This is a genomic window from Ktedonobacter sp. SOSP1-52, assembly GCF_016587395.1.
This window is the reverse complement of the sequence record NZ_BNJH01000004.1, coordinates 1,156,757-1,170,772: the sequence shown is the minus strand read 5'-3', so window position 1 is coordinate 1,170,772 and position 14,016 is coordinate 1,156,757. Positions and strand designations below refer to the sequence as shown.

General features: G+C 54.6%; 14 protein-coding genes. 9 read left to right on the top strand and 5 right to left on the bottom strand.

Features of this window, described 5'->3' with window-relative positions:
- Positions 1 to 3 precede the first annotated feature (3 nt).
- The 5 genes from JMJ16_RS40230 (at position 4) to JMJ16_RS40210 (ending at position 4,971) form a co-directional block, all read left to right on the top strand.
- On the top strand, positions 4 to 375 hold the full coding sequence (locus JMJ16_RS40230) for a hypothetical protein (protein ID WP_201390649.1): 372 nt from the start codon (positions 4 to 6) through the stop codon (positions 373 to 375).
- Between the two features lie 15 nt (positions 376 to 390).
- The gene (locus JMJ16_RS40225; RefSeq protein ID WP_201390647.1) at positions 391 to 1,296 is read left to right on the top strand and encodes a glycosyltransferase family 9 protein; all 906 of its coding nucleotides are present in this window, start codon (positions 391 to 393) and stop codon (positions 1,294 to 1,296) included.
- 192 nt (positions 1,297 to 1,488) lie between these two features.
- On the top strand, positions 1,489 to 2,325 hold the full coding sequence (locus tag JMJ16_RS40220) for a hypothetical protein (RefSeq protein ID WP_201390645.1): 837 nt from the start codon (positions 1,489 to 1,491) through the stop codon (positions 2,323 to 2,325).
- 250 nt (positions 2,326 to 2,575) lie between these two features.
- Positions 2,576 to 3,535: a MoxR family ATPase gene (locus JMJ16_RS40215; RefSeq protein ID WP_201390643.1), complete on the top strand. Its 960-nt coding sequence runs from the start codon at positions 2,576 to 2,578 to the stop codon at positions 3,533 to 3,535.
- Entirely contained in the window at positions 3,535 to 4,971 is a 1,437-nt protein-coding gene (locus JMJ16_RS40210) for a DUF58 domain-containing protein (RefSeq protein WP_201390641.1), read from the top strand. The genes JMJ16_RS40215 and JMJ16_RS40210 overlap by 1 nt, the downstream gene beginning before the upstream one ends.
- Positions 4,972 to 5,034: 63 nt before the next feature.
- On the opposite strand, the gene JMJ16_RS40205 is transcribed toward JMJ16_RS40210, so the two are convergent.
- Positions 5,035 to 5,319, bottom strand: coding sequence for a helix-turn-helix domain-containing protein (locus JMJ16_RS40205; RefSeq protein ID WP_201369894.1), 285 nt, complete (start codon positions 5,317 to 5,319; stop codon positions 5,035 to 5,037).
- A gap of 288 nt (positions 5,320 to 5,607) precedes the next feature.
- Between JMJ16_RS40205 and JMJ16_RS40200 the strand changes: the two genes are divergently transcribed.
- The 4 genes from JMJ16_RS40200 (at position 5,608) to JMJ16_RS40185 (ending at position 10,363) form a co-directional block, all read left to right on the top strand.
- A complete protein-coding gene (locus tag JMJ16_RS40200) occupies positions 5,608 to 6,774 on the top strand; it encodes a citrate synthase (protein ID WP_201390639.1) in 1,167 nt (388 codons plus the stop codon).
- Between the two features lie 123 nt (positions 6,775 to 6,897).
- Positions 6,898 to 7,572: a chromate transporter gene (locus JMJ16_RS40195; protein WP_201390638.1), complete on the top strand. Its 675-nt coding sequence runs from the start codon at positions 6,898 to 6,900 to the stop codon at positions 7,570 to 7,572.
- A gap of 3 nt (positions 7,573 to 7,575) precedes the next feature.
- The gene (locus JMJ16_RS40190) at positions 7,576 to 8,088 is read left to right on the top strand and encodes a chromate transporter (RefSeq protein WP_201390636.1); all 513 of its coding nucleotides are present in this window, start codon (positions 7,576 to 7,578) and stop codon (positions 8,086 to 8,088) included.
- A gap of 358 nt (positions 8,089 to 8,446) precedes the next feature.
- Positions 8,447 to 10,363 (top strand): hypothetical protein, encoded by a 1,917-nt coding sequence (locus JMJ16_RS40185; RefSeq protein ID WP_201390634.1) that lies wholly within the window; start codon positions 8,447 to 8,449, stop codon positions 10,361 to 10,363.
- Between the two features lie 87 nt (positions 10,364 to 10,450).
- Here JMJ16_RS40185 and JMJ16_RS40180 read toward each other — a convergent pair whose 3' ends face one another.
- The 4 genes from JMJ16_RS40180 to JMJ16_RS40165 form a co-directional block, all read right to left on the bottom strand.
- On the bottom strand, positions 10,451 to 10,930 hold the full coding sequence (locus JMJ16_RS40180; protein WP_201390632.1) for a DinB family protein: 480 nt from the start codon (positions 10,928 to 10,930) through the stop codon (positions 10,451 to 10,453).
- Positions 10,931 to 10,935: 5 nt separating this feature from the next.
- On the bottom strand, positions 10,936 to 12,381 hold the full coding sequence (locus JMJ16_RS40175) for a replication-associated recombination protein A (protein ID WP_201390630.1): 1,446 nt from the start codon (positions 12,379 to 12,381) through the stop codon (positions 10,936 to 10,938).
- Between the two features lie 30 nt (positions 12,382 to 12,411).
- Positions 12,412 to 12,990: an O-methyltransferase gene (locus JMJ16_RS40170; protein ID WP_236601907.1), complete on the bottom strand. Its 579-nt coding sequence runs from the start codon at positions 12,988 to 12,990 to the stop codon at positions 12,412 to 12,414.
- 125 nt (positions 12,991 to 13,115) lie between these two features.
- Positions 13,116 to 14,003 carry a DMT family transporter gene (locus tag JMJ16_RS40165; RefSeq protein WP_201390628.1) on the bottom strand — a complete coding sequence of 296 codons (888 nt, stop codon included), beginning with the start codon at positions 14,001 to 14,003 and terminating at the stop codon, positions 13,116 to 13,118.
- Positions 14,004 to 14,016: the final 13 nt, after the last annotated feature.

Genomic DNA, 14,016 nt, shown 5'->3' with positions numbered 1-14,016 from the left:
GACATGGCTGTGACCAGACGCTCGATATTGCTGATACTACTCTTGATCGCGCCCCTGGCCTGGGGACTACTCCTGCTCTATGCGCGCTTTGTGCCGCCACATACATTCCTGGCCTTTACCTGCTTTTTCGCGCTTCTGGCCCTGGCCCTGGCAAGCACACTGACACCAGTGGCATACGCGCTCGGATCGCGCCTCTTTCCGCTGCACATCTACCAGGCAACGCTGCGACACGCGGCTCGACAGGCCATCCTGCTGACGCTGGTCGTGCTCTTTAATCTGATTCTGAGCGCCCTGCATAGCTGGAACATCTACACATCGCTGGCAATCCTGGCCGCGGCAGTCGTCTTTGAATTCCTGGCGTTAGCGCACAAATAATTTAAACTGAAATGTATGCATATCTGTATCATTCGTCCAGGCGCCCTGGGAGATACGCTCCTGGCTCTTCCGGTCATCCAGGCCCTACGCGAGCACAAGACCATTGAGCGGGTCACCTTTGTGGGACAGGCCGCCTTCGCGCCTCTCCTGCTCGCGACCGGCCTGGTGACGAGCTACCTAGATTATGAGGATACCTGCTGGGGCCAACTCTTCTTGCCCCAGGGCATTCGGCATCCAGAGCTGAGGGCGCTACTAGCGGATTGCCAGCTCGTCGTCTGCTGGCTGCGCGATCCTGATGGTTTAATCACACAGAATCTACGCGCCGCGACCCCAGGACGCGTCGTTGTGACTCCAGGTCGGCCGGGTGAGCACACAGGTATGCATACCAGCACCTATCTTGCCAGTACGCTTGGTCTCACACTCCCTGCCGAGCCTCACCTCACACTTGCCCCTTCAACAACGCCTCAGGTGGAGGCCAATCCACACTTCTTCGCCATCCATCCCGGCAGCGGAGGCGCGCGCAAGTGCTGGTCTCTACAGGGATATGCCGAGGTTATACAGGCACTCTGGCAACACGATATTCCTGTGTTGCTGCTCGCCGGACCCGCCGATAGTGACCGTCTCGCTGAGCTACGCCAACTCTTACCCACACCACCTCCTGGCCTGCTTACGCTGCTGGAGAACGCGCCGCTCCTCCAGGTTGCGCACGCGCTCCAGCACTGCTGGGCCTACCTGGGAAACGACTCAGGGGTGACGCACCTGGCGGCCCTGCTTGGTATACCTACCACAGCCCTTTTTATCGCCAGTGATCCACGCGCCTGGCATCCGCTAGGACGCTCGGTACAGATCATTGCTGCCCAGGAACTAGGAGTTTTGTCCGTCTCTGAAGTCCTTACCGCCCTTGAATCGTTCCTAATATGACATCATATGTAACTTATTTTGTATGGATAACACATCTCTGGCGTAAGGTATGGTTCGGTGACAGGCAGGCTCCGCCTGCCTGTCACCGAACCATACCTTACGCCGGGCGAGCGCCGCAGGCGCGAGAAGTCGCGCACACAAGACGCATAGGATTAGTATGGTAGTGCCTGGAAGAGAGGAGGGACTTACAAGATGAATGATTTTCCACAAATGCCACCTTCACCAACCCCATCACAAGATAAGCTTATTCTTCCCGCTCAGCCCGCAGAGCCAGAGCTCGCGACCATAGCTGAGGGTCAGCAAACCTCGCCTCAGGGAGCCGCTGCCTCCTACGCCAACTATGCGCCACTCCCCCAGAACCTCGCAGGACCTGCCCCGTTGGTACACTACACACCCATACCCCCTGTTCCCAAGGGTCCAATGGCCAGGTTAGGCTACTACTGGCAGAAGAATCCAGCCTACCGCTTTCTTCTGCTTTCAATCGCCTTTTTCTTGCTCGCAAGCACAGCCTTTGCTATCGTCCTGGGTAATTATCTGACGCAGGGTCCAGGGAATTCTCCATCCCCAAATCAGGCCCAGGGGCCAGGCCTCCACGGAAGTCCGACCGCCACTGCACACGCCCAGGTGACTGCGACTCCCACGCCGCAGCTATCGCCATCACCGACGCCAACGCAGCAACCAACCCAGGAACCGACGGACACGCCAGATCCAACCCAGCCCACTACCGGCCAGTTGAGCGTTCAGATCATCAACGCTCCAGCCATCGTCAACAATGGCAGCAGCGTCCAGATTACGGTCGCCAGCCAGCCAGGGGCCACGGTTCGCCTCTCGGTACGCTATCAAGCCGCGCCCTTTGTCGGCGGCGGCGCCACAACCCTGGTAGGAGATAGTGGCACAACCCAGTTACGCTGGAATGTCCGCGTCATCAGCTCCCAGGATACGAGCGCCCAGCTCACAATCATCGCCACCGACCAGAATGGCCAGTCCACTCAGTCCGCGCCCGTGACCGTCCAGATCAATGTGAAATAAGTTGGATAAACAGCGTATGGTGGCGGGTTGGCTGCGCCAACCCGCCACCATACGCTGTTTATCCTATGTTAAGCGCCACAGGTACCCGGAAAAGTTGATTATCCGTGCTTGTCTGTGAAATTTCGCCTACTTTGGGCGTATAATGTCAAGAACAGTCAAGAACGCAGCTTAAAACAAGTGAGAGGCCATATACTTCTATCTCAAGTATTTTTCACCATCAACATATTCAGAAACATGTATAAGGGGACCTATGACGCAAATTGATGAGATTAGACAACTTCAAGAGGCCGTGCGTGTTGTTCGCCAGAGCGTAGGCAAAGTTATTGTCGGCAAGGAAGAAGTCGTTGAGCTTCTGATGGTCGCCTTGCTCTGCGAAGGTCATGTCCTCTTTGAGGATGTTCCAGGCATCGGCAAAACAACGCTGGCGAAATCCCTCGCCCGCTCCCTCGGTTGCAGCTTCCAGCGTATTCAGTTTACGCCAGACCTGCTGCCCTCTGATGTTACTGGCATTACCTACTATAATCAAAAAAAGGGCGAGTTCGAGTTTCGACCCGGCCCCCTGCTCTCTCAAATCGTGCTTGCGGATGAGATTAACCGCGCGACACCGCGTACGCAGTCCGCGCTGTTGGAGGCAATGGAAGAGCGCCAGGTGAGCGTTGAGCGCGAGACCATACGCCTGCCGCGCCCCTTTATGGTTGTCGCGACCCAGAATCCGGTTGAGCTTGAGGGAACATTCCCCCTACCCGAGGCCCAACTCGACCGCTTCCTGCTACGCCTGCGCCTACATTATCCAAGCAAAGAGGAGGAGCGCCAGATTCTCCAGCGCTTCAAGGAGGCCCAGCCCCTGGAGGAACTCAAGCCAGTACTGAGCACAGAATGGCTGCTCAAGCTCCAGCAGATCATTCGCCTCATCCATGTCGAACCAAGTGTGGAGAGCTACATCGTCGAGATTGTATCGGCGACGCGCACCCATAATAATATTGAACTGGGCGTAAGTCCCCGTGGGACGCTGGCGCTCTACCGAGCGAGCCAGGCCTATGCCGCCATTCAGGGGCGCCATTATGTCATTCCCGATGACGTCAAACAGGTAGCGGTTCCGGTCCTGTCTCACCGCATGATTGCGACCAGCCAGTCGCGCCTGCATGGACAGCTCATGGAACAGATTGTAGAAGAGATCTTACACAATGTCGCGGTTCCGGTAGAGTCATAATGCACAATTCACCACAAGGCCGCGCCTTTATTCGCGGCAAAGGCATTACCGATGGCATCTGGTACACCCTCTGTGGCGTGTTAGTTTTGCTCGGCATCATCGCCCGGCAGCCATTGCTGGTGGTTGTGGGAATATTGCTGCTGCTGATCATTATCACAACGGATATCTGGTCGCACTACTGCCTGGTTGATCTCCGTTACCAGCGGAAGTTTAGCCAGCAACGCGCGCTCTTTGGCGAGGATGTCACGATGTCGGTGACGGTGGAGAACGCCAAGATCCTCCCCCTACCCTGGCTGGAGGTAGAGGATACCCTGCCACGCTCTCTACCACTGCGCGAGCAAGAGCTGCGTAGCGCAATCCTGAGTAATAACGCCCTGCTAGAATGCCTCTTCAGCCCACGCTGGTATGAGCGTGTAACGAGGAACTACACTCTGCGCTGCATCCAGCGTGGCGTGCATACCTTTGGCCCCACGAGACTCCATAGTGGTGATGCCTTTGGCTTCATTGCCCAGGACCAGGAGCTTGATAACCTACAACATGTCATGGTCTATCCCCTCGTCGCGCCCCTGGAGAGCTTTAATCTTCCCGCGCGCCATCCCTTTGGCGATCAGCGTGCGCCTCGTCGCCTGCTTGAAGATCCCTCACGCATCATTGGCGTACGCGAATACCGCTATGGGGATAGCATGCGCCGCGTGCATTGGAAGGCCACAGCCCGTAGTATGCAGATGCAGAGCAAGATCTACGACGCCACGACGACCTATACACTTGAGGTCTTCCTCAACATCGATACACGGCCAGACGTGTACTACTCTATCCATCCCGAACTCCAGGAGCTTTCTATCAGCCTGGCGGCGTCAATCGCCTCCTGGGGCCTGGACAATGGCTATGGAGTTGGGCTATACGCGAACACGATGATGTATATCCCTGATGAGAAGCGAGCCGACACAAGTTCATCTTCCACGGGTCAACAGGAGCAACCGGCGCTCAACCTGGAGGCCGAAGTAGCTCAGCAGCTCAATCGCAGGCGTATTCGTCTCCCAGCCTCAAGTAACGAAGAGCAGCGCAAGCACATTATGGAGACCCTGGCACGTATCCAGGGCTACTTTGGGGCCAGCATTGACGAGGTACTGCAAGCCGAGAGCAATCGTCTCCCCAATGGTTCGACGATCATTCTCATTACCAGCAACCTGGGCGACCGTATAATAGATCGCCTGGCGCAAATGAGGCGGCGTGGACACGCCATCAGCGTGCTTTTCGTCAATGACAATCCACCACCAGCACGCGTGGGCGGCATCAATGTCTACCACATAGGCGGAGAAGAGCGCTGGCAGGAATTGATCGCACCCTTTACCCCATCTAACACAGCCGGAGAACAAGAGCCAGTGGAGCCAGGGGCTCCACGCCCCCTGCCAGCCGTTCCCAGCCTGCACCTCTAACATTCATGCAGTTAGGCGTAAAAAAAGAGAGTCACAGGACTCTCTTTTTTTACGCCTATCGATCTATACGTTAGGAACCCAATCTTCAGCATGTGGCAGATCATCGCCACTCCCGGGCCGCTCATTGAAGGGTGTCAGCGCGTCTTCGGCCACATCCTCATTGCTCGGACGAAGCTGCAACAGTGCCTCCAATTCTGCTTGCCTATAGAGCCGCTGTCGCTTGATCCCCTGCCGGTAACTGCGCAAAAGCCCGCGGCTAACATAAGTATACAAGGTCGATAATTTCACGCCGAGAAAATGGGAAGCCTCTTTGCCATCCAGGTAATTCTCCCCATTCAGTTCTATCAAGTTACACCCTCCTTCCATACAGAAAATCTGGCCGTTCTACGCCTTTTTTCCCAATGATAAAGATCGTTCCACATTTTGTCAATCTACTTACACTACACTACTATAGCTTCCTAAAAATTTGTTTTGCACCTGCCTCAGCCAATACAATCAACATAAATCGACTATTATCGAGTTACATCAAAGCATAACATAAGTAATCCAATTTCATTGACATTCATCATAGTAAATGATACAACATACAAAAGAGCTAAACCATTTACACATACTCAGCAAAGGAGCATATGCAGTATGTCAATGCCGATTTCTGGTCCTAACCAGGCTACAAATGCTACCACAGCCTCCGCGCCCAAGAATAAGGGCGGCCTGGAGGGTATTGTTGCCGCAACGACGGCCATAAGCAAGGTTGAAGGCAATACTGGCCGCTTGATCTATCGCGGCTATAATATACATGACCTGGCACGTACAACTATTTTTGAGGAGGTCGTGCACCTGCTCTGGTTTGGACACCTACCAAGCCAGCAAGAACTGACCAACCTTCAGCAGCGTTTCGCCGCTGAGCGTACCATCCCCGAGAATGTGATGGTGACGCTGCGTGCTTTACCCACAAGCACCGAGCCTATGGACGCTCTGCGTACCGCCGTCTCCGCCTGGGGCGCGGTTGCCATCAAAGGCCAGCCCACGGTGGATCAGGCCATCGCCCTGACGGCACGCTTCCCGCTCTTCCTGGCGGCATTCAACCGCCTGCGCCATGGTCAGGAGCCTCTGGAGTCAAAACCCGAACTGGGGCATGCCGAGAATTATCTCTATCTGTTGACGGGCGAGGTACCCTCTGAAGAGCACGTCCGGGGCCTGAATGCCTATCTTGTGCTCCTGGCCGACCACGGTATGAACGCCTCAACCTTTACGGCGCGTATCGTTGCCAGCACCGAGTCCGACATCGCCTCCTCTATCGTCGCCGCGATTGGCGCCCTCAAGGGTCCCCTGCATGGTGGCGCACCTTCTAAGGTGCAGGATATGCTGCATGAGATCGGCACTCCTGAGAATGCCGATAGCTGGATTCGCGACGCAATCACGACTGGCAAGAAGCTGATGGGCTTTGGGCACCGCGTGTACAAAACCACCGATCCACGCGCAGAAGAGCTACGTGAGATGGCTCGTGTTGCCGATCCTCAGGGTTTCGTCTTCACGCGTCGCGTTGAGGAACTGGCAATCTCCATTCTGGAAGAACTCAAGCCGGGACGCCGCCTCTATACCAATGTCGAGTACTATTCGGCGGCCCTGATGGCCTCTGTTGGCCTCAGCGGCGACCTCTTCACGCCTACCTTCGCGGTGAGCCGCGTGGGTGGCTGGACCGCTCACGTCCTTGAGCAGGCTGGCAATAACCGCCTGATCCGACCCGAGGCCGAGTATACCGGACCAACCGACCTGACCTTCAAGCCACTCAACGAGCGATAGTGGCACGACGCTACTGAAGTACGCATCTACATAAGACAAGCATATGTAGATGCGTACTTTAGTAGCGTTGGCCCCTCTTCGTCTCCCTCGTCGGTTTTCATCTCACGGTAAGGAAGTCCTAACATGCAAACCCAGGCACTACCTTTCGCCACAACCCTTCCACCCTCTCTGCGCCCCTCTACCTGGAAACTCCTGCGCCTCTGGACCCTGATCGGCCTGCAATCCTTCGGTGGTGGCTCCTCTACAAGCTATCTTATTCAAAACATCTTCATCGATAAATATCATTATCTCACCATCGAAGAGTACATGCATTACTGGAATTTATGTATTTTTACGCCAGGGATTAACCTGGTCGCGCTCACTATTCTCATCGGGCGCAAGCTTGGTGGGATACGCGGTATTCTAGTCGCGCTGGTGGGCATGCTCGTGCCAAGCGCGGCCGTCACCTGCCTGCTGACGGCCGTCTTCACGCTTATCCAGGGAAATGCCGTCGTTCAGGCGGTGATGCGAGGCGTGGTTCCCGCGACGGCGGGACTGATGCTGCTGGTCGGGCTACGCTTCGCCCAGCCGCTCTTCAAGCAGGCACAAGCCGAGGGATCAAAAACCTTGATCATAAGCACTATCCTAGTCCTGGCCTGTGCCGCTACAATTATTCTGCTGGAGATCTCGGTCATTCCAGTACTGCTGTGTACGGCATTGCTCTCTATGCTTTTCTTTACGCCCTGGCGCGCCAAAGGCAACCCGGCGACAGCACAACAGGCCATTGAGGCCAGCCACGAGGAAGGGGAGGAGAAATAAGCCATGATCGATCCCATCATCTACTTCCTGATCTTTCTGAAGGCTTCGCTCTTCTCGACTGGTGGCCTGAGTAATCTACCAAGCTTACGCCAGGATCTGCTGGCTCACGGCTGGGCAAAGGAGGGTTTCTTTGGCGAGTCGGTCACTATCGGCCAGCTAAGTCCAGGTCCCAATGGTCTCTGGGTCATCAGCCTGGGCTATCTGACCTACGGCATCGCAGGCGCACTTATGGCCCTGGTCGCGATCACTCTGGCGGCACTGCCCGTCCTGCTGGTCTCCGCGGGCTATGCGCGCATCCAACGCCAGCGCTGGGTTCCCGGCTTTATGCGCGGGATCTCGCTCGCCGTGGTTGGTATCCTGCTCACCGTCGTCTGGTCAATCATCAAGCAGCCAGGCGTCGACTGGCGGGGTTGGTGTATCGCGGGCGTGGCCGCTCTGCTTGGGGCAACCAAGCGTGTCAACCTGTTTATCATCCTGCTCCTGACAGGTATCGCGGGCTACTTCATCTATCGCTAGAAGTCACATCACTTCAACACATAAATAAGGGAAGCACATTTTGGGCACGGCGAATGCCCAAAATGTGCTTCCCTTATAGCTGTTAGAAACTTTGGCTGATCTCCATAACTTCTTCCCAGGAGCCTTTCTGTCTTTCTTGCACAAGTAATAAATTCAGCAGCAAAAGTATAATATTCATGTAATGAAAAGGAAGCATAGTGTGATATTTTCCTTCTCATAGTTATAGTAAGAGTACTATACCTGATAAATAACTCTCCTAATTTGAGGAGATTTTTACAGAGAAAGAATATTATGCATGGAAAGCCGGATAGAGAGGCGAGAAAGATGGGCATCATTTCTGTGGGCCAGGAATTCCTGGTTGTTCAAACGGCTATTATCTCTACCTCAAACCCTCTGTACGATGATACAAAGAGATTGGCAGGCTGATAAGTATTTCCCCCTGGCGATGATCTTGCTTGTATGGACCTCTGTAGTGGTTATCGCTTATTATCTAAACCATCCTCAACCTGAACCACTGGCAGATAGTTGGAGTTACCTTTATGTCGTCAACCAGATACAGCATCACGGGCAAATAGTTAATTTCTGGCGCGTACCAGGTTATCCTTTTCTGATTTACTGTATCTATACACTAGCTGGGCAGGGTAATCTGGGAGCAGTAAGCATAGCACAAGGAATGCTTTTTATTTTTAGTACGCTGGAACTATATATCCTGGGTGCATTGATTCTACGTCGCTCCTGGATCGCCTTTTTGCTTAGCCTGTTTGTTGGGGCAGACATAGTGATTTTATCCAACGTCAAGCCCATCATGTCGGAAGGAATGGCTCTCTGGCTGCTCATTACACTGGCCCTGGCTGTAACGCTCTTCTTACACACATTACGTCTACGCTTTTTTTGTCTGGTGATACTCTGCGCCCTTCTCCTCTTTTTCACACGGCCCGAGTGGATATATTTGCCCCCGTTTTTATTTGCGTACCTATTGTTGGTAATATATTGGCGAGGATTGCAGAGGCACTTCATTGTACCTATCTTGCTTGCAACGCTTCTTCTCTATGGTTTTCTCAGTGGCTACACACTATTGAATACAATGCAGAATAATTTTAACGGCGTAACCTGGATTCAGAACATCAATCTGCTGGGAAAAGTCTTGCAATATCGGATGGAAGGTGAGGCTTCCCCACAAGATGCAAAAATTAGCCACATCCTGGATACCTATACGAAGAGAGGCATAACTGATCCATATATCATTCTATCTCAGCAACCAGTATTAGCCCGCGATTATGCAGCCCGATCAGGTGAATTCGCGAAAGGAATTATCCTTCACCACTCTATTGAATTCGTACTAAAGTCTACACCAATCTTTTTCTCATCGCTAACCGATTTTCATCTACAGTCAACAGTGCAGCCTGATGGTCCCTTTGGCACGCCCCTGAAGTGGTTACAGGATGAGTTCCACGCCTTTTATTACTACAACATCCTTTTCCCTTTATGTGCTCTCATCTGGATTCTTCTCATGTGTAGCAGAAAAATGCGCCAGCATGAGATGGTACAGAAGCTGGGGGCAGTTGTGTTGTTGGTGCTTTATGGCATAATAGTTACGACGCTGGCAGCTTATAGAAGCATAGATTACGCACGCATCTATACGTTGCTTAACCCTCTGTTGTTCCTGATAATAGGGGGAACATTCCTTGCTCCTTTTCTGCTTTTGTGGGCAGGAAAGCTACGCTTCATCTCTGGGGCTGGGAATAATGAAAGCAAGTCTGTGCGAATGGCTCATAATGGGATACTGATACACCAGTCAAAGCTCACAAAAAACGCTTCCAAGTATAAAATACATGTAATAGCGGTAGTACTCTCTGTTTTACTCACTATTGTTTTGCTCGTTGTAAGAGGCTCCAACATTCCAGTAGCCCACGTTTCCTCCCACGTAGTTCCCCTGGCGTGTCACAAAGAGACTGATAGCGGAATGCTACATGGCAATGGGGTGGGTATTTTGTTTATCACAGTCGAGAATACCGGCCAATATATTGGACCTACAACTATGCAGGTAGAATTCAAGACCAGCTCGACCATTGTTCCTCAAGTTAAGCTTAATGTCGTGATTCCAGCTCTTCTGTCTGGAGCCCAAAGGCTGATCATGGTAGATATACCGAAGGCTCCGCAGGATAGTAGCTTCCTGAATCCTGTAGGTCAGATCAAGATTTCGCTTAAGCTTACTCAAGGCAAAGAGCTAGCAAATATAAAGCAGGCGGACAATATCCTTATTACGCATTGTTAGAGTTGAACGTCAGGGATCTTGAGCTTACAAATAATAGATGGGAAGGGGTTGTAGGTGAACACCCACAACCCCTTCCCATCTATGCCTCTAAATCAGCTTCTCGTGCTTACCTGCCATGTGGCGGAGCAGCTCCAGTTGCCCAGCATGATAGGTCTCATGCCACTGCAAGAGCCGCAGGCCCTCGCCTACCGTGCGCTTGTCGGCTGGATCGGGCTGATGGGCAAGGGTTTCGGGCGTGCTGCGCATGAGCGCGTCTCGTAAGCGCTGGTAAGAGCTTTCCAGGCGCTCGACCAATGTCGTCAGAGGCAGGGCTTGCTCTGGATTGGTCAGAGGCTCGGACTCCCGTTTATATATTTCAGTCTCGCGCTCGTCCAGGACCGGTGTCTCTCCCAATGACCTGAGCGCAATATCGCGGTGGACGACGATATGTCCGATAACCCAGTTCATGCAATTACCACCTGCAGGGGGCAGCGACAGGCTCTCCTCGGTCGTTACATCCTTAGCCTGCATAGTGATGAGATACTGGTTCCGTTTGAAGAAGGACGCCAGGGCTTTAGCTTCTGTCATGGAGATCACTCCTTTGTATCTTGTTCGGCTTGACGCTTCGCCAGCCAGCGCTGGATGCTGGCCTCTTTTCCTTGCGTACCCGGTTCATAGAAGCGCTGGCCCGCAAGGCGCTCGGGGAGGTATTCCTGGAGTTTGGTCGCGGGCGGGCGCTCGGGATCGTCGCTCTGCATATCCTTGTAGAAGTCATGCGCGTATTTATAATCCTTGCCGTAGTCCAGGTTCTTCATCAACTGAGTGGGAGCGTTGCGAATCCACAGCGGCACAGGATCATTGGGGCCATTCATGATCTCGGTGCGAATCTGGCTATATGCGTTGTAGACGGCATTGCTCTTGGGTGCTGCCGCCAGATAAGCCACAGCCTCTGCCAGGATCACGCCTGCCTCCGGCATACCAACAAAATGCGTGGCCTGCTGGGCCGCGACGCAGATCGAGAGCGCCTGCGGGTCCGCCAGGCCAATATCCTCAGCCGCCATACGCACAACACGCCGCGCAATGTAGAGCGGGTCCTCGCCCGCTTCAAGCATGCGCACCAGCCAGTAGAGGCTTCCATCGGGATCGGAACCGCGTACAGACTTATGCAGGGCCGAGATCATATCATAGTGCTGATCGCCATTCTTATCATAGAGCAGGGCGCGATGCTGCATGACCTCCTCGACCAGCGCGAGGGTAATGTGGCGCTCATCTGTCCCTCCACCGCTCATGACCCCTTGCGCCGCCAGTTCCAGGACGTTCAACGCTGTGCGCGCGTCTCCACTGGCAAAGATGGCGATGGCCTGCAAGGCCTCCTCGTCGCTGGTAATCTGATACTGTCCCAGGCCACGCTCGCTATCCTCCAATGCGCGCTGGAGGATGCGCACTATCTGCGCTTCATCCAGGGCCTTGAGCACAAAGACGCGACAGCGCGAGAGGAGCGCGCCATTCACCTCGAAGCTGGGGTTCTCGGTTGTAGCACCGATCAGGGTCACAGTGCCACGCTCGACGTGTGGCAACACGGCATCCTGCTGGGCCTTGTTAAAGCGGTGAATTTCGTCAATGAAGAGGATCGTGCGCCGCTGCGAGAACTGGCGCAGTTTGGCGGCCTCGTCGACCACGCGCCGCAGATCCGCCACACCCGCCGAGGTGGCGCTCAAAGTCACAAAGCGCGCATCGGCATGGCGCGCAATGGCCTCGGAGAGCGTGGTCTTGCCGCTGCCCGGAGGTCCCCAGAACAGCATTGAGGTAACCCGCCCGGACTCAATCGTGCGCCGCAGGAGTTTTCCAGGTCCCAGCAGGTGCTCCTGGCCGACTATCTCGTCCAGGGTGCGAGGACGCATCCGCGAGGCCAGGGGTTCCCCAATTACTCGCGTCCCCTCCTCGCTCTGCGCTGGCACGGCCTTTGGCCCACTCGCCTTCGGGCGCGTATCCTTCTCGGAGAGGTCACTCCCCCCAAAGAGGGAGAATTGCTCTGGCATAGCTACGTCCTCCATGTTCTTTAAATGCTTCTAAGCGATCCTGGTCGCGATGAGCAGCCCGGTTGACCAGTTCAGCTTACATATTCGCAGATCCGAGTGCTGCTCCAGAGTCGCTATCAGGGCCGTGACTCTTGGCGCATGGGCTGGCTCCCAACTCTCCAGGGGCGCCAGATCATCGATGATATAGAGTCCACCTGGCCTGAGCAGGGCCAGGGTCTCATCCAGAAGCTCAAATTTCCCTGGCGGCATATCCGCGAAAATAAGATCAAAGGTACCTGCTTGCTGGGAGCGAATAAACGCCACACCATCGCCTGTGTGAAAAGTGGCGCGTGCATCCCCGCTCAAGAAGCGCCGCGCAATCGCATTGTAGCGCTCATTCTTGTCCACAGTTATCAGGCGCGATGCAGTATCCATGCCATCTAGCAACCAGGCGGTTCCCATACCTGTACCGGTTCCCAGTTCAAGAAAGTTTCCTTCTGGCTTACTCCCCGCAAGTGTCCTTAACAGCGATCCCGTTAGGGTATCAGACTGCATGGTAAAGTCAGTTGCGCGTGTCGCCTCCTCAATCTGCATCAGCAACGCCGGCGGTATAGCCTGAGTGTCTATCATCGCGTCCTCTCTTCCATGAGTATATTCGACAACCGTACCCCTCAGTATAAAACCTCGTTCCTCCAGGTGCAACCAACACACTTTTATCACGCCCATGGCTTCGTGCAAGTTGTATGTGTCCGCCTCTACAAATTTACCAGGGCGATACCCGCTAAGATGGCTCCAATGCCCAGCCACTGGCTCCATTGAAGCCGCTCACGAATAAAGATCCAGGCTAGCAGGACCGTGACCGCGCTATAGAGCGAGGAGAGCACGCTCACCAGCGAGACCTGACTTAGCGTTACGCCATAGGTATAGGCAAAGTAGGCAATGGTATCGAGTATCCCTATGGCGGCCAAAAGCCACCAGACCGAGCCGCGTGGCCAGGTCAATCGCTGTCGACTAATTGGTGCGCACAGCGTCAATACCACGGGTGTGAACAGGCGAAAAATCCAGATTGGCACCACAGGCCCCAGCGCCGGAGTCACCTTAAAGCCAAGCATCCAGAAGGCAATGCCATAGCCTATCGATGCCAGGATCGCCAGGAGCACACCTGGAGGCAGCTTTCCTCGTGGCTTGAGCGCCAGAGCCGCCCGCTCCTCCGGTTCCTGCGCGCTCAGGGGAGTCGCCACGACCGTCACCCCCAACAGGACCACGCCCATTCCTAGCAGTGGCACCAGCCCGATACGCTCGCCAGAGGCAAAGGCCAGCAAGGCCGTGACCGCGCTATAACAGGCCGAGATAGGCGAGGCGATCATCACGACCCCAATCTCAAAGGCTCGGTAGAGCGCCAGTGAGCTTAAGGTGTTCAAGCTAGCCGCTAGCAACGCCCAGAGCCAGATCTCCCACGCGCTCCGCGCCAGTACGGCCTGTAATTGCCCACTTGCCAGCAGAAAGATGCCCAGACCCAGCAGGCCAAAGAACTGCATAAATAACAGCGTCCGATACGATCCCATGCGCTTCGAGGCGAAGCGCACAAAAAAATCAGCGCCACCCCAGAAGAGTGCCGCCAACAACCCCAATACAATCCCCATGTCCCCTCCAAAA

What these genes read in the sequence shown, in the direction of transcription:
- JMJ16_RS40230 (WP_201390649.1), top strand. Translation starts at nt 4, where the DNA reads ATGGCTGTGACCAGACGCTCGATATTGCTGATACTACTCTTGATCGCG.
- JMJ16_RS40225 (WP_201390647.1), top strand. Translation starts at nt 391, where the DNA reads ATGCATATCTGTATCATTCGTCCAGGCGCCCTGGGAGATACGCTCCTG.
- JMJ16_RS40220 (WP_201390645.1), top strand. Translation starts at nt 1,489, where the DNA reads ATGAATGATTTTCCACAAATGCCACCTTCACCAACCCCATCACAAGAT.
- JMJ16_RS40215 (WP_201390643.1), top strand. Translation starts at nt 2,576, where the DNA reads ATGACGCAAATTGATGAGATTAGACAACTTCAAGAGGCCGTGCGTGTT.
- JMJ16_RS40210 (WP_201390641.1), top strand. Translation starts at nt 3,535, where the DNA reads ATGCACAATTCACCACAAGGCCGCGCCTTTATTCGCGGCAAAGGCATT.
- JMJ16_RS40200 (WP_201390639.1), top strand. Translation starts at nt 5,608, where the DNA reads ATGTCAATGCCGATTTCTGGTCCTAACCAGGCTACAAATGCTACCACA.
- JMJ16_RS40195 (WP_201390638.1), top strand. Translation starts at nt 6,898, where the DNA reads ATGCAAACCCAGGCACTACCTTTCGCCACAACCCTTCCACCCTCTCTG.
- JMJ16_RS40190 (WP_201390636.1), top strand. Translation starts at nt 7,576, where the DNA reads ATGATCGATCCCATCATCTACTTCCTGATCTTTCTGAAGGCTTCGCTC.
- JMJ16_RS40180 (WP_201390632.1), bottom strand. Translation starts at nt 10,930, where the DNA reads ATGACAGAAGCTAAAGCCCTGGCGTCCTTCTTCAAACGGAACCAGTAT.
- JMJ16_RS40175 (WP_201390630.1), bottom strand. Translation starts at nt 12,381, where the DNA reads ATGCCAGAGCAATTCTCCCTCTTTGGGGGGAGTGACCTCTCCGAGAAG.
- JMJ16_RS40170 (WP_236601907.1), bottom strand. Translation starts at nt 12,990, where the DNA reads ATGATAGACACTCAGGCTATACCGCCGGCGTTGCTGATGCAGATTGAG.
- JMJ16_RS40165 (WP_201390628.1), bottom strand. Translation starts at nt 14,003, where the DNA reads ATGGGGATTGTATTGGGGTTGTTGGCGGCACTCTTCTGGGGTGGCGCT.